The organism is Haloterrigena salifodinae, assembly GCF_003977755.1.
GTDB lineage: Archaea > Halobacteriota > Halobacteria > Halobacteriales > Natrialbaceae > Haloterrigena > Haloterrigena salifodinae.
The window spans coordinates 709,070-735,057 of the sequence record NZ_RQWN01000003.1; the positions used below are offsets into that span (position 1 = coordinate 709,070).

At 66.9% G+C, this 25,988-nt stretch carries 24 protein-coding genes and 1 pseudogene; 9 read left to right on the top strand and 16 right to left on the bottom strand.

Annotated features, from left to right (window positions below; genetic code table 11):
* Nucleotides 1-85 precede the first annotated feature (85 nt).
* On the top strand, nucleotides 86-481 hold the full coding sequence (locus tag EH209_RS17980; protein WP_126664216.1) for a methylated-DNA--[protein]-cysteine S-methyltransferase: 396 nt from the start codon (nucleotides 86-88) through the stop codon (nucleotides 479-481).
* A 73-nt stretch (nucleotides 482-554) separates the two neighbouring features.
* Here the strand turns inward: EH209_RS17980 and EH209_RS17985 are convergent, their stop codons facing one another.
* The 9 genes from EH209_RS17985 to EH209_RS18025 form a co-directional block, all read right to left on the bottom strand.
* Nucleotides 555-1,694 carry a tubulin/FtsZ family protein gene (locus EH209_RS17985; protein WP_126664217.1) on the bottom strand — a complete coding sequence of 380 codons (1,140 nt, stop codon included), beginning with the start codon at nucleotides 1,692-1,694 and terminating at the stop codon, nucleotides 555-557.
* A gap of 48 nt (nucleotides 1,695-1,742) precedes the next feature.
* A complete protein-coding gene (endA, locus tag EH209_RS17990) occupies nucleotides 1,743-2,798 on the bottom strand; it encodes a tRNA-intron lyase (RefSeq protein ID WP_126664218.1) in 1,056 nt (351 codons plus the stop codon).
* A gap of 279 nt (nucleotides 2,799-3,077) precedes the next feature.
* Nucleotides 3,078-3,854: a DUF91 domain-containing protein gene (locus EH209_RS17995; protein WP_126664219.1), complete on the bottom strand. Its 777-nt coding sequence runs from the start codon at nucleotides 3,852-3,854 to the stop codon at nucleotides 3,078-3,080.
* A gap of 106 nt (nucleotides 3,855-3,960) precedes the next feature.
* The gene (locus EH209_RS18000) at nucleotides 3,961-4,611 is read right to left on the bottom strand and encodes a hypothetical protein (RefSeq protein ID WP_126664220.1); all 651 of its coding nucleotides are present in this window, start codon (nucleotides 4,609-4,611) and stop codon (nucleotides 3,961-3,963) included.
* 171 nt (nucleotides 4,612-4,782) lie between these two features.
* Entirely contained in the window at nucleotides 4,783-5,946 is a 1,164-nt protein-coding gene (locus EH209_RS18005) for a helix-turn-helix transcriptional regulator (protein ID WP_126664221.1), read from the bottom strand.
* A 291-nt stretch (nucleotides 5,947-6,237) separates the two neighbouring features.
* Nucleotides 6,238-6,612 carry a hypothetical protein gene (locus EH209_RS18010; RefSeq protein ID WP_126664222.1) on the bottom strand — a complete coding sequence of 125 codons (375 nt, stop codon included), beginning with the start codon at nucleotides 6,610-6,612 and terminating at the stop codon, nucleotides 6,238-6,240.
* Nucleotides 6,613-6,635: 23 nt separating this feature from the next.
* Complete coding sequence (locus EH209_RS18015) at nucleotides 6,636-7,217, bottom strand: hypothetical protein (RefSeq protein ID WP_126664223.1); 582 nt, start codon at nucleotides 7,215-7,217, stop codon at nucleotides 6,636-6,638.
* A gap of 342 nt (nucleotides 7,218-7,559) precedes the next feature.
* Nucleotides 7,560-8,129 carry a TlpA family protein disulfide reductase gene (locus EH209_RS18020; RefSeq protein WP_126664224.1) on the bottom strand — a complete coding sequence of 190 codons (570 nt, stop codon included), beginning with the start codon at nucleotides 8,127-8,129 and terminating at the stop codon, nucleotides 7,560-7,562.
* A gap of 155 nt (nucleotides 8,130-8,284) precedes the next feature.
* Nucleotides 8,285-8,515: an Lrp/AsnC ligand binding domain-containing protein gene (locus EH209_RS18025; RefSeq protein WP_126664225.1), complete on the bottom strand. Its 231-nt coding sequence runs from the start codon at nucleotides 8,513-8,515 to the stop codon at nucleotides 8,285-8,287.
* 280 nt (nucleotides 8,516-8,795) lie between these two features.
* Between EH209_RS18025 and EH209_RS18030 the strand changes: the two genes are divergently transcribed.
* Nucleotides 8,796-9,389, top strand: coding sequence for a DJ-1/PfpI family protein (locus EH209_RS18030; RefSeq protein WP_126664226.1), 594 nt, complete (start codon nucleotides 8,796-8,798; stop codon nucleotides 9,387-9,389).
* Between the two features lie 360 nt (nucleotides 9,390-9,749).
* Nucleotides 9,750-10,400, top strand: coding sequence for an HAD family hydrolase (locus tag EH209_RS18035; protein ID WP_126664227.1), 651 nt, complete (start codon nucleotides 9,750-9,752; stop codon nucleotides 10,398-10,400).
* Nucleotides 10,401-10,535: 135 nt separating this feature from the next.
* Here EH209_RS18035 and EH209_RS18040 read toward each other — a convergent pair whose 3' ends face one another.
* The 4 genes from EH209_RS18040 to EH209_RS18055 form a co-directional block, all read right to left on the bottom strand.
* The gene (locus EH209_RS18040) at nucleotides 10,536-12,896 is read right to left on the bottom strand and encodes a DEAD/DEAH box helicase (protein ID WP_126664228.1); all 2,361 of its coding nucleotides are present in this window, start codon (nucleotides 12,894-12,896) and stop codon (nucleotides 10,536-10,538) included.
* A gap of 5 nt (nucleotides 12,897-12,901) precedes the next feature.
* Nucleotides 12,902-13,186 (bottom strand): hypothetical protein, encoded by a 285-nt coding sequence (locus EH209_RS18045; protein ID WP_126664229.1) that lies wholly within the window; start codon nucleotides 13,184-13,186, stop codon nucleotides 12,902-12,904.
* A 97-nt stretch (nucleotides 13,187-13,283) separates the two neighbouring features.
* Entirely contained in the window at nucleotides 13,284-13,805 is a 522-nt protein-coding gene (locus EH209_RS18050) for a PH domain-containing protein (RefSeq protein WP_126664230.1), read from the bottom strand.
* 48 nt (nucleotides 13,806-13,853) lie between these two features.
* A complete protein-coding gene (locus EH209_RS18055) occupies nucleotides 13,854-14,543 on the bottom strand; it encodes a YqjF family protein (RefSeq protein WP_126664231.1) in 690 nt (229 codons plus the stop codon).
* A gap of 116 nt (nucleotides 14,544-14,659) precedes the next feature.
* Between EH209_RS18055 and lipA the strand changes: the two genes are divergently transcribed.
* Nucleotides 14,660-15,622, top strand: a complete 963-nt coding sequence (lipA, locus tag EH209_RS18060; protein ID WP_126664232.1) for a lipoyl synthase — start codon at nucleotides 14,660-14,662, stop codon at nucleotides 15,620-15,622.
* Nucleotides 15,623-15,704: 82 nt separating this feature from the next.
* Here lipA and EH209_RS18065 read toward each other — a convergent pair whose 3' ends face one another.
* Complete coding sequence (locus EH209_RS18065; protein WP_126664233.1) at nucleotides 15,705-17,270, bottom strand: HTTM domain-containing protein; 1,566 nt, start codon at nucleotides 17,268-17,270, stop codon at nucleotides 15,705-15,707.
* A 427-nt stretch (nucleotides 17,271-17,697) separates the two neighbouring features.
* Here EH209_RS18065 and pdhA point away from each other — a divergent pair, with 427 nt between their 5' ends.
* From pdhA to EH209_RS18090, 5 genes and pseudogenes are all read left to right on the top strand, one after another.
* Nucleotides 17,698-18,825, top strand: a complete 1,128-nt coding sequence (pdhA, locus tag EH209_RS18070; protein WP_126664234.1) for a pyruvate dehydrogenase (acetyl-transferring) E1 component subunit alpha — start codon at nucleotides 17,698-17,700, stop codon at nucleotides 18,823-18,825.
* 4 nt (nucleotides 18,826-18,829) lie between these two features.
* Complete coding sequence (locus tag EH209_RS18075) at nucleotides 18,830-19,858, top strand: alpha-ketoacid dehydrogenase subunit beta (protein WP_126664235.1); 1,029 nt, start codon at nucleotides 18,830-18,832, stop codon at nucleotides 19,856-19,858.
* A 1-nt stretch (nucleotide 19,859) separates the two neighbouring features.
* Nucleotides 19,860-21,560, top strand: coding sequence for a 2-oxo acid dehydrogenase subunit E2 (locus tag EH209_RS18080; RefSeq protein ID WP_126664236.1), 1,701 nt, complete (start codon nucleotides 19,860-19,862; stop codon nucleotides 21,558-21,560).
* 117 nt (nucleotides 21,561-21,677) lie between these two features.
* Nucleotides 21,678-23,162, top strand: a complete 1,485-nt coding sequence (gene lpdA / locus EH209_RS18085) for a dihydrolipoyl dehydrogenase (RefSeq protein WP_126664237.1) — start codon at nucleotides 21,678-21,680, stop codon at nucleotides 23,160-23,162.
* Nucleotides 23,163-23,357: 195 nt separating this feature from the next.
* Nucleotides 23,358-24,461 (top strand): annotated as a pseudogene (locus tag EH209_RS18090) (multicopper oxidase domain-containing protein); the annotation flags it as partial.
* 34 nt (nucleotides 24,462-24,495) lie between these two features.
* Here EH209_RS18090 and EH209_RS18095 read toward each other — a convergent pair.
* Both EH209_RS18095 and EH209_RS18100 read right to left on the bottom strand, forming a co-directional pair.
* Complete coding sequence (locus EH209_RS18095; protein ID WP_008893480.1) at nucleotides 24,496-24,789, bottom strand: DUF7521 family protein; 294 nt, start codon at nucleotides 24,787-24,789, stop codon at nucleotides 24,496-24,498.
* On the bottom strand, nucleotides 24,786-25,163 hold the full coding sequence (locus tag EH209_RS18100) for a winged helix-turn-helix domain-containing protein (protein ID WP_008893481.1): 378 nt from the start codon (nucleotides 25,161-25,163) through the stop codon (nucleotides 24,786-24,788). The genes EH209_RS18095 and EH209_RS18100 overlap by 4 nt, the downstream gene beginning before the upstream one ends.
* Nucleotides 25,164-25,988: the final 825 nt, after the last annotated feature.

Here is a 25,988-nt window from a genome sequence, read left to right on the forward strand (position 1 = left end):
CGGCCCTGACCGTCCCGATCGACGCGAGTGATCTCGTCCGACGGGACCTGCTAGAGTAAAGCGACACCCCGACGAACGACGCGATATGCAGATCCGAGTGTTCGACCGCGAGTGCGAGATTGACGACTCGAAGATCGACGCGGACGCGGAGACGATCAGCGAGCGGGTCCGCGAGTACGAGGCCGGCGAGCGAACGACGTTCGCCCTCGAGATCGAGTATCCCGACGGGTTCATGGGCGACGTCATGCGGGCGATGGAACGGATTCCGGCCGGCGAGACACGAACGTACGGCGAGGTCGCGGCCGACCTCGAGACGGCGCCGATCGCGGTCGGACAGGCCTGCGGCCGCAATCCGGTCCCCGTCGTCGTCCCTTGTCACCGGATCGTCGGCGCCGACTCGCTGACCGGCTACGCGGGCGGACTAAAGCTGAAACGACGGTTGCTCGAGCACGAGGGAGCTCCGATTCCGGACGAAGCGTAGGTCGGCATTCGTTCGGTGTGCGATCCGCTCGAGCGGTCGGCGGACCGTACGGTCGGTGTTTCTGGCGCGCCGGCTACACTGCCCGATCTGCCGCGCGCAGCTCCTCGAGTCGCTCTGATTCAACCCCGGCCAGCACGACCGCCGCGAAAACCGTCTCGTCGTCGGGACGCGGCGCGTCGCCGCCCAGCACGCCGTTGCCGCTGACGGTCGACTGCAGCGCCCGCCGGCCCTCGGCGATCGCCTGCCGGTTGAGCCACGTCGGCGGGCCGCCGACGACCAACAGCCCGCGGGCGGCCGTCTCGGGGTCGCACTCCAGGGAAAGCTTCCCGTGGGTCCCCTTCCGGACGACCGTCTCGACGGCGCTGACCGCTTCGCTCGTCTCGACGTCCCGGTCGGTCGACAGGAGTCCGAGCCCGAACCGCGAGCTACTCGTTTCGACGTCCTGATCGCCGTAGCCAAGCGCCACGATCGCCGACTCGTTACCGAGGATCCGCTCGATGTCGCTCGCGTCGATCACGTTCTGGGCGACGGAGCCGTCCGACCCGCCGCCGGCGAAGACGGCCGCGACGCGACCCGCCAGCTCGCGATTGCATCGATCGCGGGCGTCCGCGACCGTCTCGCCGGGGCGCAGCCACGCCTCGTTGTCGAAACAAACGACGGCGCTGGCGAGCCCCTCGAGTCGCTCCATCGTGGCGACCGCGTTCGACGCTGCGGTCGGCTGCGGCGGCTCGGCGTTCCCGGTGGCCGCGGTCGTTCGCGAGTGCGGTCCGGTATCTCCGGCGTCGGCGTCGGGATCGAACTCCCGGTCGGCCGGCAGCGTCGCCAGCACGTAGACGGGCGCGTCGTACCGTCGCTGCAGCGCGGCGACGAGTGCGGGCGCCGTTCCGCCGCCGGTCGCGCCGCCCAGGCCGACGGCGACCAGAAACGCGTCGGCCTCGTGCGGTGCGCCCTGAGCCAGCGCCTCGAGCAGTTCCTCGGCGTGGGTCTCGCCCATCTCGAACCGACGCTCGAGGTCGTCGTCCGCGTCGATCCCAGTGCCCTGTCCGTACCGGTGGCGGTGCGATTCGGGAACGACGGTTCGCCGGAGCGTCGCCGCGTCGGTGTCGAAGACGAAGACGTCCGTCAGAAACGAGTGGTCCGCCGGCTCCGCGGCTCGGATCGCGTCGGCGATCCGACAGCCCGCGCCCCCGACGCCGATCACCTCGAGTTGCATACCGGGATACTCGGCCGAGGGGTTTTCACGGTTCCGCTCGCTCGAAGCTCAGGGCGTCAGTCGCTCGAGGGACCACCAGTCGACGCCGCTGGCCTCGTCGACCAGCGCGAACGCCATCGTCTTCCGGACGCCGTGGGCCAGCCGAACGTCCAGCGCGAGGTCCCGGGGCTCGAAGACGTAGTCGGCGGGGTGGACCCGGACCAGCAGCTCCGAGTGGCCCAGGTTCTCGACGGACTCGACGTCGGCGTAGGTCCGGAAGTCCGCGCCGAACTTGTAGCCCGTTTTCGGGACGACGCCGCGTTCGCGCAGGGTGGTGTAGACCGCCAGCCGCCGGTCGAACCGCTCGCCCTCGACCTCGCGGCCCCGTTCGCGGACCGCCGTCGGCTCGAGGGCGATCGCGCCGCGTTCGGCGAGGTACGCCGCCTCGAGCAGCGAGCACTGCAGCGTCGGCTTGTCGTACTCTCGTCCTTCGAGGGGCTGGCCGTAGAAGGCCGACTCGTAGAGGTCGACCGGCGGCTCCCAGACGACGACGCGGTCGGCCAGCAGGTCGGCCTCGCAGCCGTCGGGAAGGGTGGCGCCGGTCGTCCCAGACGGATCCCGCCGGGAGACCTCGAAGTAGGTGATCTCGCTCTCCTCGTCGACCACCGCGAGGACGCCGGCGGTGAGTTCGCCGGCCGGAACGTCGGTTCGCTCGCCGATCACCCGGAGGGCGTACTCGATCTCGCCGTCGCCGGGGCCTTTCCCGCGCGGGAAGACCGCGAAATCGGCCGGTTCCGCGGGCGGATCGGCGACCCACGGCTCCGACGCCGGTGAGAGATAGAACCCCCGCGAGCGCAGATCGGCATAGACGAGAAATCGCACGCCGAACTTCCGGCCGGGTTCGCGGGCCACGAACGCTCGGAAATCGAGCCGTTCGCCCGAATCGTCGACGACCGCCTCGAGATCCCCGCGGTAGAGCAGGTGTGCCGCCTCAACCGGTGCGAGTGCGATTTCGTTGCCCTCGAGCGGATAGCCGTACCCCCGGGAATCGTAATAGCGCTGGCGCGCGTCGTCGCCGACGCGAACGACGCCCGCCGCCTCGTCGAACCGCCCCTCGAGTGCCATAGCCGAGGTTTGACGGTCGGGGACTAAGGGGCTGCGGATCGATTCCGCTCCGTCATCGTCAGTACTGATCGAGTCGCCGTACTCGACGCGAACATCCTGAAAGCCCCTTCCGGGCTGGACTCCCAAGACTCGTTGCGCGCTTCGGTCGTTCGCTTCGCTCACTCCCTGTAGTGCTTACGTCGTCCGGGTTCGTCCAGCCCGGAAGCCCCTTTCATTCCCGCCCGCCGCAGCGGCGGCTGGTCAGACGGCTGTAGCGCGGCGGGAACCGACGTTCGCCGGTCAGTCGTCCGCCGCGGAGTCGACCTCGAGCGGCCGCGCTAACCCCTTTTCGCACGTCGCGTCGAGACAGCGGGTTCCACTGGCGGTCTCGAAGGTGGGAAGGCCACAGCCACACTCGCCGTCGACGACGCCGGCGGGGACCGCGAAGCCGGTGTCGCAGTCGGGGTAGTGTTCGCAGCCCGCGATGAGTCCGCCGCGCCGAAGGATTCGGAGGTCGCCGTCGCAATCGGATTCGGGGCAGTCCCACTCGCGGTCGAAGGCCTCCTGGACCGCCGCGTCGAGGGACTCGCAGCCCCGATCGAGACAGACGTCGAACGCGAGGCCGCGCTCGACGCGCATTCTGGGGAGGCCGCAGTCGCAGTCACTCTGCTCGTCGCGGATCGTCGCGTCGGCGGGCACGCCGTAGCGGTCGCCGCAGCCGACACAGTGGACGCCGCTCGAGCGCACGAGGGCGGCGCCGCAGTCGGGACAGTGGCCGACGGGCGTGCCGGCCGCGGAGGCCGGGTAGTTGGCGAAGCCGTCCTGCTCGTGGGCGGCGATCCGGAGCGTCTGCGTGCCCTTCTTCGCGACGAGCGTGAAATCGCCCGTGTGATCGCTTGAGACGCTGTCGGCGCGGGTCAACCACGCGACGGGCTGGTAGCCGTCGCTGTCGTGGACCAGGACGGTGTTGTCGGGTTTGACGATGGTCGTCACACGGCCGCGGTACTCCTCGCGGTCCCCTGTCTCGGCGATAACGGTACAGTCACCCGCGAGCACGCGGATTGAGTCGTCGATCATGGGCGGTCTGGCCCCGGTTTCGTACTTAAACCCGCGGCCCGCGGCCGGTCTCGAACGCGAGGAGCGCGAGCAGCTCACGCGCCCTCGATCGAGGTCGCGGTCGCGATTACGGCTGCCCGCCGCGCTCGTCGCCCTGCGGTTCGTTCCCTCGTTCGTTCGGCCCGCCTGACGAGCGGTCGTCGCTATCGACGATCGAACGAGCGATCGCCGCAGTTTCCGGGCCACCGAGTTCGCCGGCGCGGTCCCGGAGCCTCCGGATCGACTCGACGTCGACGCCGTGATCGGCCAGGGTGGGTTCGGGGACCCCGGCTGCGGCGGTCTCGGCCGCGTCAGCCCGTCGCTCGAGGCTTCGCATCTCGGCGACGGTTGTCGCGACTTCCGCGCGGTAGCGCCCCTCGCTGAGGTCGCCGGCCTCGCGGGACTCGTTCAACTCTTCGAGTCTGTCCTCGAGTTCGGTCAAGCGCCGGTCAGTCTCGTTGAACTGCGCGGCGATGACGGCCGCTTTCGTCTCGTTGGACTCGGCGTTTGCGATCCGGACGCCGAAGGCCCGCTCCGAGACGTTGCCCTCGAGTTCGGCGTTCTGGACGCCGACGGTGGCGGCGAACTGCGCGCCGGGTTCGATCGATTCGGTTCCGTCGTCGGCGTCGGTCTCCGACTGCGCTCCGCCGCTGGAGGTCGCGCTCGCCGCCGCGAAGGGGACCGTGACCGCCGCGACGACGAGAATCGCTGCCAGTGCGATCGACGTGGTTCGATTCATTGGTTGGTGTTGTCTTCGTGTGGTGATATACGCTCGAGACGATGACTTGGGTTCACCGACGATTAACGCGATTCAACGCCGTTTTCGGTCCGACGCCGTCCGGCGATTTCGTCGGTTTCACCGACTCGTGTCAGCTACCCGTCCGGAACGGGATGCAGTTTCGATTCGCTCTCATGTCGATTCGGGACCGTCGTCCTCGTCGGTCAGCGGATCGCCCTCGCCGGGCAGTGAGAGCACGTTCTCGCGGCCGAGGCGGAACGACTCGAGTTTCCCTTCGTCTCGGAGCCCGCTGACGACCTTGCTGGTCTTCGCATCGGTCCAGTCGAGTTCCTCGACGACGGCCTGCTGTTTCATCCGGCCGCCGTTCTCGCGAACGAGGCGGAGGACCTGTTCCTCGTTGCTGAGCAGATCCGGATCCGGCGCCCCAGTTGCACTCGAGTCCGTCGACTGCACGGACTGGGCCCGTTCCGACGACACCGTCGGTTCGTCGGCCGGTGGCGACGCCGTCGCGTCGTCCGTTCGAGCGGCGTCGGGATCGGTTCGATCGATGTCTCCCTCGACCGGCGGCACGGTCGGCCGCGAGCGGTTGCGATACCACCAGAGACCTGCGGCGCCGAGCGCGACGACGGTGAGGCCGGCGGCCGCGAGCAGCGCCGGGGACGGGCCCGTCCCCGCAGCGGTGACGACGACGCGCGGCTCGCCGGAGACGAAGTCGGTGTCGCCGCCCCGCCAGATGACCGCGCGATCGCGTTCGTCGTCGGGCTCCGGCGCGACCGAGGCTCGGTTGTATCCGTCCGGCCACTCGATCAGCAATCGGGTCCCGTCGTCGAGATAGATTCCCTCGAGCGCGTCGCCCGCCCGGAGTTCGTCGCCCTCGACGGCGGCGAACCCATGCCATTGGAACGTGTACCTGACGACGCCGTACTCTTGAGCGAACGACTGGCGTTCGGTCTCCACGGCGAACCCGTCGGTGGACATCTCACGGCCCGTCGCGTTCTCCGCCGTGGCGACCGTCTCGCCCATCCGGTCGGCGAACGACTGCGTGTGGTTGTCCGGATCGTCGCGGATATCGTCCCGCAGCGATTCGAACGCCGTCGTGCTCTCCTCGTCGTCGAGCCGAACGAGAAACTCGAGGCGCCACTCTGCGGTCCCGTTCGGTCGGAGCGCGACGTCCATTCGGACCTCGTCCGCGTCGATCTGGTCCTGCTGGACCGCGAACGACCCCGGCTCCGACTGCGGCCGCCCGGTGTCCGCGGCTCCGACGGCTGCGATCGGCCCGGTTCCGACGAGCAGTATCGCGACGACCGCGACCGTCACGCCGACGCGACTGTTCATGCGAGTCGGTACTTGCCAGCTCGCTTAAAACGTACCGAAGTCAGAAAAGGGCCGAAATCGCCCGAAATCGGCACGATAAGCCGAAACTGTGCTATATGTGTCAGTTACAAAACCTTTGGGGGTAGAGGATGTCCCTCTCGAGTCCGACCCGTTCCAAGAAAACGCGGCGTACGTTTGGGCGCGGCGGCGGGAACGGTTCCGGCGGAGGGGATCGCCAGCGGAAGCGTTTCAGGTGGAGGGGACGTCAGCGGGAGCGATTTCGGCGGAGGACTGCGTCAGCGGAGACGCGGTTCAGGCACCCGGCACGCCGAGTGCCGTGAGCGAGCCGATACCGAGCAACTCGAGGGCCGCGAGGACGACGACCGCGGCCGCCCACGCGGCGAGGCCGACCGCGCCGGAGCGGAGCCAGCCGAGCCGGTAGCGCCACTTGACGACCGCGACCCAAGCAATGACGGCCAGCAGGCCGCCGAGCAGCGGCACCGGCTCGAGGAACGCCCAGGCCAGCGCGCCGAGCAGCGCGGTCACCACAGCGTGGCCGTAGTCACGGGCGTCCGCGGCGACGTGGGTGCCGGCGTGGAGGGCCGCGCCGCCGACCAGCAGGCTCACGGCGAACGTCAGCAGCCGGTCCTCGAGCCCGATCGGTGCCGGGGAAGCGAATGGAGGCATGGGATGGGGAAGTTACCGGAGACTTATTCCTCGTCGTCCGTTTCCTCGTCGTTCGATTCGTCGGTGTCGTCGGTCTGTTCGCTCTCGTTCGAGTCGCCCGGTTCGACGGCCTCCTCATCGTTCGGTTCGTTGGCGTCGTCGGTCTCGTCGTCACCGGTGTCGGCGTCGTTGCCGTTCTCGTCGGCGTCCGCGCCGTCGTCGCGTTCATCGCTGTCCGAGTCAGCGTCGCCGTTCCCGTCGCGTTCGTCAGCACTCTCGCTCTCGTCTTCGTCGTCATCCGGCGTCACGTCGCTGACCGCGTCGCCGAGCGAACCGCCGAGGTCACTGCTCAGGAACGACGAAATCCGCTCGTGGATCGCGGAGACGTGATCGGGAACCTGTCCGGGGAGTTTGACGTTCGGTCCCTGTCCGTTCCGGTCGTCTGCGGCGGTATCGCCGGCGGTTCCATTCCCGCTTCGATCCGCGTTATCGTTCGCGTGTCGTTCGTCCGCGCTATCCGCACTCGCGTCCGGGGACACGGGCGCGTTCCCGGGCGCCGCGGCGGCAAACCCGGTGGTTGCGATCAGTACTGCGCAGGCGACTGCGATGAGCGTCGTTCGTTTCATAGCTCGCATCCCACTCTCGGTGGCCGGACCGACTTGAAGGGGGTTCGTCGTGGAGCGGATTTTCGAGCGTTTGACGCCATTTGAGGGTCGTTTTCGCAGGTTTGTCTCCGGTTTGACGCCGATCGAAGGCGGGTATCCCGTCACCGAGGCGTCGGGTCGAGCGCAGCGACGAACACGACTCGAGCGCGCGCCGTCCGGTCGACGACGCCGAACGCAGCCGAGCTGGCGATCGTCGTACTCTCGAGGGGGCGCTATCGGAGGATTGCACGCAATGCTATCGGGTCCGATTCTCCAGCGCCTCGCGTCTCGAGGCGCTGCGAATCCGCCGTTGCGAATCCGACGCTACGAGTCCGACGCCTCGAGTGCCGTCTCGACGCCGTTGACCAGATTGTTCGCGGTCGTACCGCCCTCGTCGCGCCAGTGGACCTCGCCGGTGCCGTCGACGGCCAGCGTCGTCGGCGTGCCGGTGACGCCATAGTCCTCGAACAGCGCCCCGTCCTCGTCGACGGCGAGGGTCCAGTCACCGTCCTGCTGGGCCCACCAGTCGGACAGTTCCGACGGCGAGGACGCCGAGCCGGAGTACTCGTCGACGACGCTTACGACGTGGACGTCGCCGTCGGGGCCGACCTCGCGGGCGGTCGCGAGTTCCTCGCGGGCCTCGCCGACCCGCGAGAGCATGGCGCGGCTGGTCGGACAGGTGATCCGGATGCAGTTGACGAGCTGGATCTGCCCTCGGCTCGGAACGTCGATCGTCCCTCCCTCGCTCCCAGGCGCGTCGACGGTCGTGAGTTCGACCGCCGACTCGTTCGATTCGTCGCTGTTACCGTCGTCGTCCGAGTCGGCGCCGCCCTCGAGGCAGCCTGACCCCGCCGCCAGTACCGCCGTGGCCGCGATGAATGCGCGTCGTTTCATATCGTATCGGACGGCCGCCGCCCGCCAGTTCGGCTCCGTATACGGGTTCGTCGCCGCGGAGTGACGTGTTTGTTTCCCCGGATTGGCCACGTAGCCCAGCACGAGGGCGAGCGGTCAGCCAGCGGAATCGTCCCCTCTCCGTTCTATCGAGAGCGTCAGTCGAGACAGACGTACGTTCGCGTCGTGCCGACGTCCTCGAGCGGCCGGACCGCCGACGTGACCGTCGAAAGGAGGTCGTGCGGTCGCTCGCCCTCGAGTTCGACCACGACGTCGAAGTCGCCGGTGATGACGTACGCCTCAGCGACGCCGTCGACCTCGCGAACGGAGTCGCAGACGGTCTCGGCCATGCCCGTCGCAACGTCGATCAGCACGAATGCGCGAGCCATTATCATGCGTGCTTCGCGATCGAGCGACAAATAACGACCGTATGCGCCGGACCGATCGGAATTGACGCGGTACGCGATTTGGTCTCGATCAGCGATCTGTCTGCGGAAATCGGGGTGTCCGACGACGGCCGGTGGTTCGCCGGCGCCGGCAACGAGGCAGTGTTCGACGCGCTCCGCGAAATCGCGCGTGCGAACGTCTGAGTCCCGGCGTTCGCTCCGCCGGTCTCGTTCTGCCAATTCTTGCAAAACGCGCTTATTCCGCGCCCCCGTCGGTCGTCCCATGACCGCGACTACCGCCGAGATCGTGCTGTTCGACGGCTTCGACGAACTGGACGCGATCGGCCCATACGAGGTGCTCGAGAACGCCGCCCACGCGGGCGCCGACCTCGAGGTCGACCTGGTGACCCTCGACGAGACCGATCTCGTCACCGCGAGCCACGACCTGCGCGTCGAACCACAGGGCACGCTCGGTCAGCCCGACATCCTGCTCGTCCCCGGCGGCGGATGGACGTCCGCCAACGAGGGCGTCCGCGCGGTCGTCGAGGACGGCGCATTGCCCGACGAGGTCGACGAATGCTACGCCGAAGGCTCGACGGTCGCCTCGGTCTGTACCGGCGCGATGGTGCTGGCCGAGGCCGACCTGCTCGAGGGCCGGCCCGCCGCTACTCACCGGGTCGCCGTCGACGATCTCGAGGCCCACGCGGCGAACGTGGTCGACGAGCGGGTCGTCGACGACGGCGACGTACTGACCGCCGGCGGCGTCACCTCGGGGCTCGATCTGGCGCTGTGGCTCGTCGAGCGGGAGTTCGGCGAGGACGTCGCGAGCGAAGTGAGCGAGGAGATGGCCTACGAGCGCGGCGAAGTGTTCGGCTAATCTCATCTCGGTACTGCAACCGGCGAATACGTCGCTCTCGTCTCGGCGGGTACACGAACCTCGAGAGTGCGAGCGTCGCTGGTGCGTACGAAGTGAGGAAAAGCGGGAGCGTTCTGCTATCACAGCAATGGGGAATTGCCACGCCCTCCCCAGCCGACTCGCTCGCTCGCAGGCTCACGCGCTCATCCCTCGCACGTCTTCGTCTCGCGGTTCGCTAGTCGCTCACCGCGAGACCGCACGCGCCGCCGCACGTGAAGCGCTCGGTACAGCGCGAGCGGGTGGACCACTATTGCCCGAGCCACCGCACCCGGTTGCTCCTTGCCAAATTGCTATCCGTGACGCCCGGGTAGGCAGGGCCACATGAACGCAGTGCTGTTCGACATGGACGGCGTCCTCGTCAACAGCGAGGACTACTGGACCGAGTTCCAGGCCGAGGATATCCTTCCGGCGGCCGTCCCCGACGACGACGTCGACGTCGCCGAAGTGACCGGGATGAACTACCGCGAGACCTACGACTACCTCGAGGCGGAGTACGGAACCGCCATCTCCCGCGAGGAGTTCGAGGAGCGCTTCGAGGAGACCGCTCGCGAGATCTACCGCAAGCACGTCGAGGCGCTTTCCGGCCTCCACGACCTGCTGGCCGAACTGGACGCTCGCGGGGTCGAGCGCGCGCTCGTTTCCTCGTCCCCGCACGAGTGGATCGATATCGTCCTCGAGCGATTCAACCTCGAGGGGTCGTTCGACCACGTGATCAGCGCCGAGGACATCGACGCGGCGGGCAAACCGGAGCCGGACGTCTTCGAGTACGCCGCGAGCGAGGTCGGCGTCCCGGCCGAGGAGTGCGTCGTCGTCGAGGACTCGGAGAACGGCGTCGAGGCCGGCGCGCGGGCCGGCGCGCTGGTCGTGGCGTATCGAATCGACGCCCACGACGACCTCGACCTCTCGCCGGCCGACGAGATCGCGGACTCGGCTGCAGAACTACGAGAGACGGTCCTCGAGTCGGCGTCGTAGCCGGCTCGAGACCCTCCGGGACCGGCGGCCTCCCACCCGGCGACTGAAAGTACACCGACCCGTGTATTCCGGGCGCTACCGAGAACTCCCCTTTCCCTCCCCCCTCGAGGCCTCGAGTCGGACCCGACGCTGGTCTCAGACGACGTCGACCGTTCGACTCGAGACGATCGGCACCAGCGGCTCCTCGGGGAAGGCGACGCTGACGGTGTACTCGAGTTCGTCCGCATCGGCGCCGAAGACGCCGACCGGAACGGTGTCCGTATCGCGCAGGTAGGTGTTGGTGCTGGTCATCTCGACCCCATTAACGGTCACGCGAATGCCGGCTCGCGCGGGCTCGCCGACGTTGCGGACGGTCACCTCACAGACCTCGTTCTCGCCGGTGGCGATCGTCTCGGGGAACTCACCCCAGTCGATCTCGAGGGCGGGCAGCGACTGGGCGCCCTCGTAGACGCGCTCGGCGACGCCCTCGGAGAGGCCGGCGTCGACGAGTCCCTCGACGCCGACGCCGACGATATCGCCGGGGGCCGACAGCCCCTCTCTCGCGAGCTTGCTCGCTCTGCCCGGCCCGACGCCGTCGATGGCGGTCAGCCCGACCGCGTCCTCGGCGACGCCGTTCTCGATGCGGGCCTCGACGCGCCGGGCGAGGTTCGCGGCGTGGGGGCCGACGAACCGATCGAGGAAGGCGCCCAGCGCCGAGACGAGTCGCGTCGCGTTGCGCCGGATCACCCACGCGTCGCTGGCCAGTTCCGACGGCGTCGAGCCGTCGGCCGCCCCCCGGAGGATCGCCAGCACCTTCCGCTGGCCCGCCTCGAGGTCGTCGGTCTCCTGACCGACGAGCACCGCGTTGATCGCGTCCCGCTCGGACTGGCGGGCCGACACTGAGTCGAACTCCTCGGCGGTCGCGACCGTCTCGAGGATGTCGCTGGTCTCGAGTTTCTCGCTACCGTCGCTCACGCGATCACAGAGCTCCGCGAACCCAGCGGCCGTCTCGAGTCGCAGGTAGTACTCGGAGGCGAGTTTGCCCCGCGCGGTCGGTTCGATCGAGAGGTCGTCGGCGTCCATCTTGACGAACCCGCGACCGACGAGGTCCTCGAGGCAGTTCCGAACGCGCTCGCGGAGATTAGGGAAGTCGTACGCCTCGGGTTTCGACTGGCCGCGGACGTAGTAGAAGGTAGTCTCGAGCCAGTCCATGACCTCCTCGAGATCGGTGATGGTCTCCATCGCGATCTCGGCGTTGAGGTGGGTCTCTAAGCTCTCGGCGAGGCGGGACTCGATCTCCTTGCCGTCCCGGAGCAGCCGGCGGTACTTGTCCGCGTCCGCGCCGTCGCAGACGACCCAGCCGTAGCCGACGTCGTCGTACCCCGGACGTCCGGCGCGACCGAGCATCTGGAGGACGTCCAGGGGACTCATGTCGACCTCGCCCTCAAGCGGGTCGTGGTATTTCGTGTCCCGAATCACGACGCAGCGAGCGGGCAGGTTGACGCCCCAGGCCAGCGTCGACGTCGAGAAGAGGAGTTCGACGTGGCCCTCCTTGAACCATTCTTCGACCAGGTCCCGGTCGTTCTTCGAGAGGCCGGCGTGGTGGAAGGCGACGCCGTCTAACACCGACTTGCGGAGCGTGGCGTCGTCGAGTTCCTTCGCGTCGGTATGAAAATCGTAGTCGCCGCGAGCGCCCATCGGGATATCGCGTTCGGCGATCTCGTCTCTAGCCTTCTTGGCCGCCTGCACGGTGTCTTGACGGGAGGAGACGAAGACGAGCGCCTGGCCGTCCTCTCGCAGATGCGGTTCAGCCAGATCGAGGGCGCGATAGAGCCGACGATACTTGTCCGCGAAGGCGTTGTCGCCGTGCGTGTAGGTCTTGACTCCCGATTTGAGATCGACGGGCCGGTACTCGTCGCCGAACTTGAAGGTGGTCTCTTCGGGGGCGTCGAGCCACGAGGCCACGTCGTCGACGTTCGGCATCGTCGCCGAGAGCGCGACGACGCGCGGATCACAGAGCCGTCGGAGCCGGGAGATCGTCACCTCGAGCACCGAGCCCCGCCGATCGGCGTCCAGTAGGTGGACCTCGTCGATGACGCAGACGTCGATGTCGGTGACGAAGTCGTACCGCCGCGAGTCGTGTTTCCGGGTCGCTGAGTCGAGCTTCTCGGGAGTCATCACGAGGATGTCCGCGCGCCGCGCGCGGCGCGGGTTCAGATCCCGCTCGCCGGTGACGACGTACACCGAGTAGTCGAGGTCCTCGAAGCGGTCCCAATCATCCTCCTTCTCGTTGGTCAGGGCCCGCAGCGGCGCGATAAACAGCGCGGTGCCGTCGTCGGCCAGGGCCTTGCAAATCGCCAGCTCTGCCAGCGCGGTCTTGCCCGAGGCCGTCGGCGCGCTCGCGACCACGTTGTCCTCGGACTCGAGCAGCCCCGGCAGTGCCTCGCGTTGCATGCGGTTGAACTCCTCGAAGGCAAAGGCGTCGGCGAATTCGGGGAGAACCTCGGCGACCTCCATCACCCTCAAACGGGGAGCGCCGGGTCAAAGGCGTTTCCTTCGAGGCCGCCGACCCGACCGGCAGCGAGCGCGGCGGCGAGGATCGCGCCAGCGGTGGCGAAGACGAGCGGGTAGAGGACGCCGCCGAGGAAGACCGCGGAGTGGAGCTGCGGCCCTATCGATCGACTCACCTCGAAGCCGATGACCGTTCCCGCGGCGCTGGCCTCGGTGACGACGGCGCCCAGCTCCAGCACGCCGGCGTAGCCGATCGTCCTGCACTCGCGGCGACGTCCGCGGCACTCGAGTCGCACGATTCGGGTCCCTCGTCGGATACCGTCGGCTGTGGGGACATCGTACCGACAGCGAAGGGTCGTAATACAATTGAGGGCTGTGATCCGTCGCTCGCGATCAGACGGCCGTTTCCTCGCTCGACGCCGCCGTCTCCTCGAGTTGGTCGCTCAACAGCCGCGAGGCGCGTTCAGGCTCGGGAACGCGTTCGAAGACGAGTTCCGGTTCGCCGGAGCCGGCGGTGTAGACGGTCAGGTCGCCGTATCCGAGCGCGCGACCGAGGACGCTCTGGTTGAGGCTGATGTTCTGGATTCGCTCGAGGCGAAACTGGGTGACGTCCCGCGAGACGACACCGTACTTCTTGTAGAGTTCCGAGGTCGTGATGACATAGCGGGTGTTCGTCCAGACGAGGTAGCGCGCGCCCGCCAGGGCCGTCCCGGCGACGGCGACGAGGACGCCGATGAGCGTCAAGAGCCCGACGCCGTCGCCCGCCGTCCACCCGGTTAGAACGAGGCCGATGATCGCGACCGCGACGCCGAGCGGGAGCCGCGATCCCATCGAGACGGGGTGCGGACGACTCTCCCAGACGATGTCGTCCTCGTCGCTGATGTGAAACCAGTCGGGCGTCGTGCTGAACGCCATTGTCGGCGGTATTCTGTTCGCTCCCGTAAAGCTATGGGTACGTCTCGCTCACGCGGACTCGCTGCGCGCCGCTTGCACGTCCAGTCCGGGGCTGTAGTAGTACACCGGCTCCGACTCCGGAATCTCGAACCCGTTCGCCCCCAGGATCGTGTTCGTCTCGACGTCCGCGGCCGCGGGGTAGAGGGTCCACGGCTCGTGGTCGACTCGTGTCTGCCGGAGCGTCCCGTCCGGCGCTTCAGTGTAGAACCGGTACCGTTCCACGAGAAAGCGCGCCAGCGGATCGTCCGGCGCCGAAATCGGCTCGCCCGTCGGCCGGTAGGTGGCCTCGTACACGGCCGGCCGCGCGCCGGGGTGCTTGCGCCGACTCGAGAACCGCACGCGGCCGTCCCGGGACTCGAGGGCGATCCGCGCGTAGTAGTAGGGCAGGTGGTGGAACAGCCGCGCCCCGAGGACGCTCGCGATCCCCTGCGCGTCGAGACTGAAGAAGTAGACGGCCGGCTCGCCGTCCCGTCGCACGTACGTTCGGAGGTTGATCTCCGGCAGCCGAACGCCGAGCCGTCTCGGACAGCCCTGCGGCCGGACGGCGACGTTGGTAAACGGAACCACCGAGAGCCAGCCGCGGCCGTCGTGTTCGTCGACCGTGAGGTTCCTCGGGAGGTGCGGTTCGAGGACCGCCGGATCGACCGGCCAGTTCTCGAAGAGGAGGTGTCGCCAGCCCATCTGCAGCGGAACGACCATGTCCCACACAATTGACGGCTCACAAGTAATCCTTCCGCTGACGTGTTCACCGCCGCGTTCGGGACGTCGAGGCTCGAGGGACACCGTTTTTCACCGCCCGTCGCTAGAGACCTGGTATGAGCAGCGCACGCAAGCCCGACTGGCTCAAGATGCGGCCGCCGTCGGGTCGGGAGTTCACCGACATCCGGGAGACGCTGCGCGAGCGAAACCTCCACACGGTTTGCGAGGAGGCGAACTGCCCGAACCTCGGCGAGTGCTGGTCGGGCGGCGCCGGAACGGGCGATGGGGAGGGCGGCACGGCCACGTTCATGCTGATGGGCGATCGCTGCTCTCGAGCCTGCAACTTCTGTGACGTCGAGACGGGTGGGATGGAGTCGCTCGATCCCGACGAGCCGGAAAACGTCGCCGAGGCGATCGCCGAAATCGGGCTGGATTACGTCGTCCTGACCTCGGTCGATCGCGACGACCTGCCCGATCAGGGGGCCGGTCACTTCGCGGAGACGATCCGTGAGATCAAGGAGCGCCATCCGGGCATCCTCGTCGAGGTCTTGATACCCGACTTCCAGGGTGAGGAGCGTCTCGTTCGGAAGATCATCGACGCCGATCCGGACGTGATCGCCCACAACGTCGAGACCGTCGAGCGTCTGCAGTTCCCCGTCCGCGATCGCCGGGCGGGCTACGAACAGAGTCTGGGCGTCCTCGAGCAGGTCGATCGGGAAAGCGACATTTACACCAAGACCTCCGTCATGCTCGGGCACGGCGAGTACGACCACGAGGTCTACCAGACCTTAGCCGACTGCCGCGAGCGCGGGGTCGACGTCGTCACCCTCGGCCAGTACCTGCGGCCGTCGATGGACCACCTCGAGGTGCAACGATACGACCATCCCGACAAGTACGACACCTGGCGGCGGGTCGCCGAGGAGGAACTGGGATTCCTCTACTGTGCCAGCGGTCCGATGGTGCGCTCGTCGTACAAGGCCGGCGAACTGTTCGTCGACGCCGTGTTGCGGGAGGGCAAGAGCGTCGAGGAGGCGCGAGCGGACGCACGACGCGACGAGCAGACGCCGGCGGCCGAGTGATTCGGTCTCGCCAGGTACTCGGTCTCGGTCCGTAGGGTGTCCTATCGGGCGGACTGGCCGATGTAGCGGCCGGAGATAGAGACTACTCGTTCTGGACCAACTCGCCCGAGCAGTCGTACTCGAGCAGTTCGTATCTGGCGACGTCCGGTTCGTCGTCGGACGGGCCGGCTTTGTCGGTCAGTCCGTAGAGGGTGAGCGACTCGAGCCCGGTGTCGTGGGTCCGGTTCCAGCGGCCACACAGGTAGTTCGCGTAGTACGAGCGATGGTTCTCGTTGCCGGCGTACCGCATGTTGATGACGTACTTTCGATCCCGCGAGGTCGCGTAGGTGTCCTCGACGCTCGGCGGCCGGTCCCAGTCGACGGCCGTTCCGTCGCGGGCGTCGACCGTCGTCCCGTCCGCCAGTTCGCCGGGGACCACGAGCCACTTGGCCGTCGATGTCGGTTCCGGAGCGAACATTCGCCAACTCTGATCGGCCTCCGCTGTCTCGAGTACCTGGTCGGCAGGGTCCGGAACCTCGGTGTAATCAACCGCTTCGGCGTTCGAGAGCACGACCAATACGAGAAAGAGCCACGGCACGACCGTCCCGAACGCGACGCGGCTCCGCGCTCTGAGACTCGAGAGCGACGGCGCGGCGCGACCGACCGCAACCGGAAGCGTCGGCACCGGCAGCGTCGGAACGAGGTGTTGGAGTTTCGCCAACCCCCGTCGACAGTCGTCTGCGACGCCGAGTCGCTCTGCGAGCGCCGTCGCGTCGTCCCAGACGACCGACGGGTAGAAAACGAGGAGGCCCGCGGCGACGATCAGCGGGAACAGATCGATGCGAAGCGTGACGAGCATGCCGAGATGCATCCCGACGAACAGTGTGGCGAACACCGCGCGGCGGTAGCCCGTCAGTAACACGAGCAGTGGCGAAAGCAGGATGAGCGTCATCCAGACGTGCGTAAACGCGCGCAGCAGTTCGAACTGGTCCGCGAGGACGTTCCCGAGGAGGATCGTGAGGTGGTCGGCCTGGAAGATCTGGCCGAGCGCCTCGCCGTTCATCCACACGTCGCTTCTGGTCTTGTGGATGGCGTTGGTCACGTACATCAGCAGTATCTGCAACAGCAGCGCCATCGTTGCGACGGAGGCCACGGTCGATCGCTCCCGATCGATCCGGCGCGCGTCGATCGACCACCGTTCGCCCAGCGGGAGGAACATCCCCCAGAAGCAGAGCATGCGCAACAGCATGTCGCCGCCGTTGATGACCATGGGATTGCGGACGTGAAGCGAGATCAACAGGAGCCACGAGACGGCCGTCGCAGTCCGCGTCCGGTAGCCGACCGTCACGGCGAGCGCGAACGCGCCCGCGACGAAGAACAGCAGCGCTTGTGCCCACGCTTCCCCGGAGACCGCGTGTAGCGAGTAGACCGACGAGTAGTCGGCGAACAGCGCCTCCCGCGGGAGCACGCCGGCGTCCGTATAGAACTTCCCGAGCTCGCGAGCGCGAAGCAGGAGGTCGACGAGCAACAGCGCGCCGACGGCGATACGAAACGCGGCCAGCGCTCGCAGATCGATCTCGAGTCGCCGCTGGAGGCCCAGCGAGAATCGATCCAATCCGGTCGACAACTGCTCTCGGACGGTGTGCGGGGAGGGGGTGCGCCGATTCATCGGTTCGTAGTAAGTCGTCTGTTCGACTCACGTGTCGCCCATGATAAGTTTTGTGAACGCTGAAACGTTGACTTCACCGCCGGCTGGACGATGCTCGAGGCGGTCCGCGAGGAACTCCGTCGAGCGTCGGACGTCGTTCTTTCGTGCGAGCGTCCGCGAGACCGCGCACGGACGCTCCGATCCGTCGTGACTGGGCCGTTCGCCGACCGTCCGTCCTCGGAGCCGAGCGTTCGGCGACCCAGTCTGCGCCTCGATGCCGCCCGCGAACCGGTCTCGCAACTCGCCGCCCGTCAACGGCCAGAACTGTACAGTCGTGTCCAGATCTTTTCGGCGTGGCGGGCAAGAATCTCACCAATAGTAAAATATTTTGGGAAACTCCTTTATCCCGAGCGATAGTTCACTAGGGTATGTACAGGTGGGTTGTCCCGTGAGTACGATACAGCGCGACCCCCGAGAACGAGTACAGGTGCTCGACGAGGACGGTCAGGTCCTCGAGGGCGCCGACGTCCCCGATCTCTCGGCCAACGAACTCGTCGAGATGTACGAGCAGATGCGACTGGTGCGCCACTTCGACGAGCGGGCAGTGAGCCTCCAGCGACAGGGGCGGATGGGTACCTACCCGCCGCTGTCGGGGCAGGAAGGATCTCAGATCGGCAGCGCCCACGCGCTCGCCGAGGATGACTGGGTCTTTCCCAGCTACCGCGAACACGGCGTCGGCCTGGTACGCGGCGTGAGCCTCGAGCGAACGCTGCTCTACTGGATGGGCCACGAGCGGGGCAACTACATCCCGGAGGACGTCAACATGTTCTCCGTCGCGGTGCCCATTGCGACCCAGATCCCCCACGCGACCGGCGCTGCGTGGGCCTCGACGCTCAAGGGCGAGGAGAAAGCCTTCATGTGCTACTTCGGCGACGGCGCCACCTCGGAGGGCGACTTCCACGAGGGGCTGAACTTCGCCGGCGTCTTCGACACACCAAACGTTTTCTTCTGTAACAACAACCAGTGGGCCATCTCGGTGCCCCGCGAGCGCCAGACGGCCAGCGCCACGCTGGCCCAGAAGGCCGAGGCCTACGGGTTCGAGGGCGTGCAGGTCGACGGGATGGATCCGCTGGCGGTCTACAAGGTCACCAAGGAGGCGGTCCAGAAGGCCAAGGATCCCGACTCGGTCGAGGACGACTCCCCCGGCGACGCGACACGGCCGACGCTGATCGAGGCGGTCCAGTACCGCTTTGGCGCGCACACGACCGCAGACGACCCCTCGGTCTACCGGGACGAGGAGGAGGTCGAACGCTGGAAGGCGAAGGATCCGATCCCGCGACTCGAGTCGTACCTGCGCGACGAGGGGATCCTCGACGACGAGGCGGTCGACGCGATCGACAATCGAATTCAGGAGGCCGTAGCTAACGCGATCGAGACCGCGGAGTCGATCGAGCGGCCCGATCCCGAAGAGATCTTCGCCCACGTCTACGAGGGGATGCCCCGGCGCTTACAGCGGCAACTCGAGTACTTCGAATCGATTCGCGAACGCCACGGCGACGACGCGCTTCTGGAGTGATACCATGGCAGCAGAGACTGAACCCAACTCGGAGTCGGCATCGGACGTATCGGAGACGGAGAATCTCACCCTCGTCCAGGCGGTTCGGGACGGGCTAGAGACGGAGATGCAACGCGACGACGACGTCGTCGTCATGGGCGAGGACGTCGGGAAGAACGGCGGCGTCTTCCGCGCGACGGAGGGGCTGTACGACGAGTTCGGCGGGGATCGCGTGATCGACACCCCGCTGGCCGAGTCGGGAATCGTCGGCACGGCGATCGGGATGGCCGCCTACGGGATGCGCCCGGTGCCCGAGATCCAGTTCATGGGCTTTATCTATCCCGCGTTCGACCAGATCATCTCTCATGCCGCGCGCCTGCGGACGCGCTCGCGCGGACGATTCTCTTGTCCGCTGGTCGTCCGCGCGCCCTACGGTGGTGGCATCCGGGCGCCCGAACACCACTCCGAGTCGACGGAGGCGATGTTCGTCCACCAGCCCGGACTGAAGGTCGTGGTTCCGTCGACGCCCTACGACACGAAGGGGCTGCTCACGAGCGCGATCCGGTGCCCAGATCCGGTGCTCTTCATGGAGCCCAAACTCATCTACCGGGCGTTCCGCGAGGACGTGCCTACGGGATCCTACGAGGTGCCCCTCGGCGAGGCGGCCGTTCGCCGCGAGGGGAGCGATATCTCGGTCTACACCTGGGGGGCGATGACCCGGCCGACGCTCGAGGCCGCCGAGAACCTGGCCGAGGAGGGGATCGACGCCGAGGTGGTCGACCTGCGGACGCTGTCGCCGTTAGACGAGGAGACGATCGTCGAGTCCTTCGAGAAGACGGGCCGCGCGGCGGTCGTCCACGAAGCCCCGAAAACCGGCGGGCTGGGCGCCGAGATCACCGCGACCCTGCAGGAGGAAGCACTACTGTATCAGGAAGCGCCGGTGGATCGTATCACGGGTTTCGACACGCCGTTCCCGCTGTACGCGCTCGAGGACTACTACCTGCCCGAACCGGCACGCATCGAGGACGGCATCCGAGACGCCGTGGAGTTCTAACATGGTCAGGGAATTCGAGCTACCGGACGTCGGCGAAGGGGTCGCGGAGGGCGAACTGGTCTCGTGGCTAGTTGAGGAAGGCGAGACGGTCTCGGAGGACCAGCCGGTCGCGGAGGTCGAGACCGACAAGGCCCTCGTGGAGGTCCCTGCGCCGGTAAACGGCACGGTCCGCGAGTTACACGTCGAGGAAGGCGAGGTCGTCCCCGTCGGGACGGTAATCATCTCGTTCAACGTGGAAGGCGAAGAGGCAGCGCAGACAACTGGCGAGGAACAGGAGCGGGCTAGCGAACCCGAAGGCGTAGACGCGCCCGAGGAGGCGACCGTGGCCGGGAGCGAAACTGGGGCCGAAGCCAACGAAACCGCTGGCAGCCCCGAAGCGCTCGGCGCCGACGCCGAGGAGACCGCAACGCCACAGGATCGCGTCTTCGCACCACCGCGTGTGCGACGCATGGCCCGCGAGGAGGGGATCGATCTCTTGAGTCTCGAGGGCAGCGGCCCCGGTGGCCGGATCACCGCGGCCGACGTGCAGGCCGCCGCGAGCGGCGGTCCCGTAGGCGGCGGAACGCAGCGCCAGGAGTCAACGGAGACGGCGGCCGAATCAGCCGCGACGACCGGCGACTCGAGCGAGACTGGTGCCGCTGCAGTCGAAACGGAGGGCCGGACCGAACCCGGATCCGGGGCTGAGGCCGGAGCCGAGACCGGAACTGGAGCCGCGAGTACCAGCGAATCGACGACTCCGACAACCGACCTCGAGTCCGCGGACCGCGAGAAGACGCTCGCCGCGCCCGCGACCCGGCGGATCGCTCGAGAGAAGGGTATCGATATCAACGCCGTTCCCACCGACGAGCAGCGAGAGGGCGAGGCGTTCGTCACGCCCGAAGCGGTCCGGGAGTACGCCGAGGCCCAGCAGCGGGCCCAGGAGGCCGACCGGGAGGCGGTCGAAGCGGGTGAACCGGTCGGAGCGAAGGGAACTGACTTCGCCGAGGGCGAGCGCGAACGCCGAGAGCCGTTCAGGGGCGTGCGCAAGCGAATCGCCGAGGCGATGGTCGAGTCGAAGTACAGCGCGCCCCACGTCACCCACCACGACGAGGTCGACGTCACCGAACTCGTCGAGGCGCGCGAGGAGCTCAAACCCCGCGCCGAGGAGCGGGGCATTCGGCTGACCTACATGCCCTTCATCATGAAGGCGGTCGTCGCGGCGCTACAGGAGTACCCCGAGATGAACGCGGTCATCGACGAGGAGAGCGACGAGATCGTCTACCGCGACTACTACAACGTCGGGGTCGCCACCGCGACCGACGTCGGCCTAATGGTACCGGTCGTCGAGAACGCCGACGAGAAGGGGCTCCTGCAGCTCTCCTCGGAGATGAACGAACTCGTCCAGAAGGCCCGCGAGCGGTCGATCAGCCCCGGCGAACTGCGGGGTTCGACGTTCACGATCACCAACGTCGGCGCCATTGGCGGCGAGTACGCCACGCCGATCATCAACTACCCCGAGGCGGGCATCCTCGCGATCGGCGCGATCAAGCGCAAACCGCGCGTGATGACCGACGAGAACGGGAACGAATCGATCGAACCGCGATCTATGCTGACCCTCTCGCTGTCGTTCGATCATCGCCTGATCGACGGCGCGATCGCCGCGCAGTTCACCAACGCCGTCATGGAGTACCTCGAGAACCCCAGCCTACTATTGCTCGAGTGAGCGTAGACGGACCCACGACTCGTCGTCACCACCGATTTACGATTCACCAATCATGTACGCCGAACCACCGCACACACGAGACGCGCCGAACGCCCACACCGAGGAGGGAGCGAACTGATGGTCGTCGGAGACGTCACCACCGGAACGGACGTCCTGATCGTCGGCGCCGGGCCCGCGGGTTACGTGGCCGCGATCCGGGCCGGACAGCTCGATCTGGACGTCACGCTCGTCGAGAAGGAGGCCTACGGCGGGACCTGTCTGAACCACGGCTGCATCCCGTCGAAGGCGCTGATCACGGCGACCGACGTCGCCCACGACGCCCGCAACGCCGAGGAAATGGGGATCCACGCCGACCCCGCGATCGACCTCGCGGGGATGGTCGACTGGAAAGACGGCGTCGTCGACCAGCTCACCAGCGGCGTCGAGAAGCTCTGTAAGGCCAACCAAGTAAACCTGCTCGAGGGAACCGCCACCTTCACCGACGAGCACACCGCCCGTGTCTCCCACAGCGGCGAGGGGCAGGGCTCGGAGACCCTCGAGTTCGAACACGCCGTCGTTGCGACCGGCTCGCGACCGATCGAGATCCCTAACTTCGAGTTCGGAGACGAACCCGTCTTGAACTCCCGACAGGCGCTTGCGCTCGACTCCGTTCCCGACTCGCTGGTCGTGGTTGGCGCCGGCTACATTGGGATGGAACTGGCCAGCGTCTTCGCCAAACTGGGCACCGACGTGACGGTTATCGAGATGCTCGACTCGATCCTTCCGGGCTACGACGACGACCTGAAACGGCCCGTCAAGAAGCGGGCGAACGACCTCGGCATCGAGTTCGAGTTCGGCTACACGGCCTCGGAGTGGCACGACCGCGACGACGGCGAGGGGATTCGAGTCGTCGCCGAACCGGCCGCCGACGCAGCGGCGGACGGGGGCAGCGCGGAGGCCGTCGAAGACGAGGCCGAAGCCGAGGAGACGCTCGAGCTCGACGCCGAAAAAGTGCTGGTCGCTGTCGGTCGCGAACCCGTCTCCGATACGCTCGACCTCGAGGCCGCGGGCGTCGAGACGAACGACCGCGGCTTCATCGAAACCGATTCGCGCGCACGCACGAACGTCGACCACGTCTTCGCCGTCGGCGACGTCGCCGGTGAGCCGATGCTCGCCCACAAGGGCAGCGCGGAAGGGCAGGTCGCCGCCGAGGTTATCGCCGGCGAGCCCGCGGCGATCGACTACCAGGCTATGCCTGCGGTCGTCTTCACCGACCCGGAGATCGCAACTGTCGGGATGACCGAATCCGAGGCTGAGGAGAACGGGTTCGATACCGTCGTCGGCCAGTTCCCGTTCCGGGCCAGCGGCCGCGCGCTGACGACCGGCGAGTCCGACGGGTTCGTCAAGGTCGTCGCCGAGGAATCCGACGGCTACGTGCTCGGTGCCAGCATCGTCGGTCCCGAAGCCTCCGAACTGATCGCGGAACTCGGGCTGGCGATCGAGCTGGGCGCGACCCTCGAGGACGTCGCGTCGACGGTCCACGCCCACCCGACGCTTTCAGAGTCGGTGATGGAGGCCGCCGAGAACGCGCTCGGCCACGCGATCCACACGCTGAACCGATAAGCGGCGTATTCCGCCCGTAGCCGCTGTTTTCCGAGCGGGGAACGCGCCATCGATTATCGCTGATTCTCCTCGAGCAGGAATATCTCTCTCGGGGTGGGAATTACCTCTGCACCCTTCATTAGAGGGGGCTTCTCTTCGAATATGAACACACCCCCCATCGCGAACTCCGCTTTCCGACGCCGAACCGTCCTCTCGATGGCTGGTGCGGGTGCGCTCGGCGCCCTCGCTGGCTGTCTCTCGGGCCTCTCGAGCGACGACACCACGGCGACCGAACCGGACAACGAGTCCGACGCCGACGAAGACAGGAAACCGCTGACTAACTACGAGTACACTGAACCGCCGCAGATCGTCGACCTTGCCGAGCAGGACCACAAGTCGACGCTGCGGACCGTCTCCGCCCGCTATCAGCTCGTGAGTGACGAAGCCAAGGGCGGGCCGGTCGAACTCCCCGAGGTGTGGGCCTGGCAGGCCGACGACCTCGCACCCAGCGTGCCGGGACCGATCTACCGCATGCAGGAGGGCGAGATGTTCGAACTCACGTTCGAAAACGATCACGACTACCCGCACACCGTCCACGTCCACGCGGTTGGAAAGGCCTGGAAAGACGACGGCGCGCCCGTGACCACGCAGACGCAGGTCAACCCCGGCAACAGCAAGACGTACGTCCTCGAGGGCGACGTTCCCGGGACGCACTTCTATCACTGCCACGTGCAGACGCACAACCACCTCGATATGGGGATGTACGGCATCATCCGCGTCGATCCCGAGGGGTACGAGGCGCCCGACAGGGAGTACTTCCTCACGCTCCGGGAGTGGGACAGCCGACTCCACGAACAGACGGCCGGCGGCGACGCCGAGTACGACGTCGGCGACCGTCAGCCGAACTTCTACACGGTCAACGGGCGAAGCGCGCCGACGACGTTCCACCCCGAACTCAGCTCGCCACTGATCATGTCCGAAGGCGAGACGGTCCGTATCCACGTCGTCAACGCGGGCTACGAGACCCACGCGTTCCACACGCACGGCCACCGCTTTACTGTCGTCGAGGAGGAGGGCAGTCAAACCCCCGAGGCGGCCCGATACGAGCAGGACGTCGTTCCGATCGCGCCCGCCTAGCGACTCACCCTCGAGTTCGAGGCCGACGCGGACCCCGGACTCTACCCGGTCCACTGTCACAAGGTCGACCACGTCACGACCGACGGTCGCTACCCCGGCGGGATGGCGACCGCGATCGTCTACGAAGAAGCGATGGTCACCGAGGAGTTCGCCGAGGTGATGGATGACGCCGGATACGAGGGCGAATTGATTCGTTCGCAAGCGGCTCTCCGGTGGGTCACTGCACGTACAGCGAGTACGCGATCACGAGAAAGCCGGCGAGAACGAGGAGACTCTCGAGTAAGATTCCCGTCGCGAGCCGAACGCTGAGAAGTTCATAGAGCATTCCCGCGAGGACGAGTCCGAGCGTCACGAGTCCGAACCCGGCGGCGAGAAGACCGAGCGGACGCTGCCGCGTCCGCCGATAGGCCTTGAACGCGACGTACGTGATAACTCCGCCGACAACCAAGACGAGCGTCTTGACGACCGCGAGTGCGAGCGCGATTTCGGTGACGCCGGTGTACGGACTCATGTTTCCTTTCGCACCTCCGACCACAGTTCCGCGAGGCGTTCGTCTGCCGTCCGGGCCGGACGCTCGATCTGGACCGCCAGCGACCGATCCTCGTCTAACGTGATCGTGATCTCGTCGAACGCGATCGCGTACTTGCTCGCGTGGTGACCGTCCTGGCGGATCTCGGTCGACTCCTCGAGCAGCGTCGAGTCGGTCAGCACTTCCAGCTTCCGATACAGCGTTGACTGAGGGATCTCACACCGCTTCGTGAGCTCAGAGGCCGTCATCGGTTCCTCGAGATTCCGGATAATCTCGCGGCAGTCGGGATCGTCCAGCGCGGAGCAGATCTCCTCTGCGGACGGCGTCGACTCCGAAGCGATCGGGTCCCGGACCATTCGTATACCCGTTACGACGCACGTGGTTTATCGGCATCGATGCGCGTCCCCGCTTGCAGCGTCCAATGCGTGGCTCCCGATGCGGGTCGGTCGCTCGGAGACGACCTCACTCGCGTCTCGAGCCGAGGTCCATCGCGACACCTTCTTGCGCGTGCACGCTCGAGTACGGACACGCGGGTCTCATTCGGTCCGACCGCGTCTGCGAGGACGGGATGACCGACCGACCTCCGCCCGCGTGATATTCTGGCGGGATCGTCGATTGTCGGAGCTCGCGTTCCAGAACAACGTGCGTTTATACCTGTTGCTATCGCGATTGAATGATGGAAAATCGTGGCACGGTAGCGGGTTCCGAACCGTCTCCAGTTCGACGGCCTTATATAGTAACCCGGACTTTCATACTAATGCGAACGACGTGGCGCACATCGCCACGTCCCCTCCGGCCGCGTTCCGGCACGGAGGTAGGCACTGCATCCACCCCGTACGCGACCGTCGGACCGATCCGATGGTCTTATCCGTATCAGGGCATTCCGAACGTGATGTGCTCGTGGCCGGTGCAGTCGGCTACGACGATCCGGTGCCTTATACGCAATCGGGCACTCAGATTGGATCGCAACCATCCCGCCGGATGCGGATTCTGGCGAGGAGCGATCCGACGCCCTTAAGTGTATACGGGGATTCGGATGGATTGCAAAGAACATGTGATCGACGGGGCGTTCAACCCGCCCCGTCATCTCGGGCCACTCGAGTCCGAAGGGGTTAAGTACCCTTCGTGGCTTACGAGTAGGTCCGAAGGAGATGAGGATTCCACCCCTGCGGTCCGCCGTA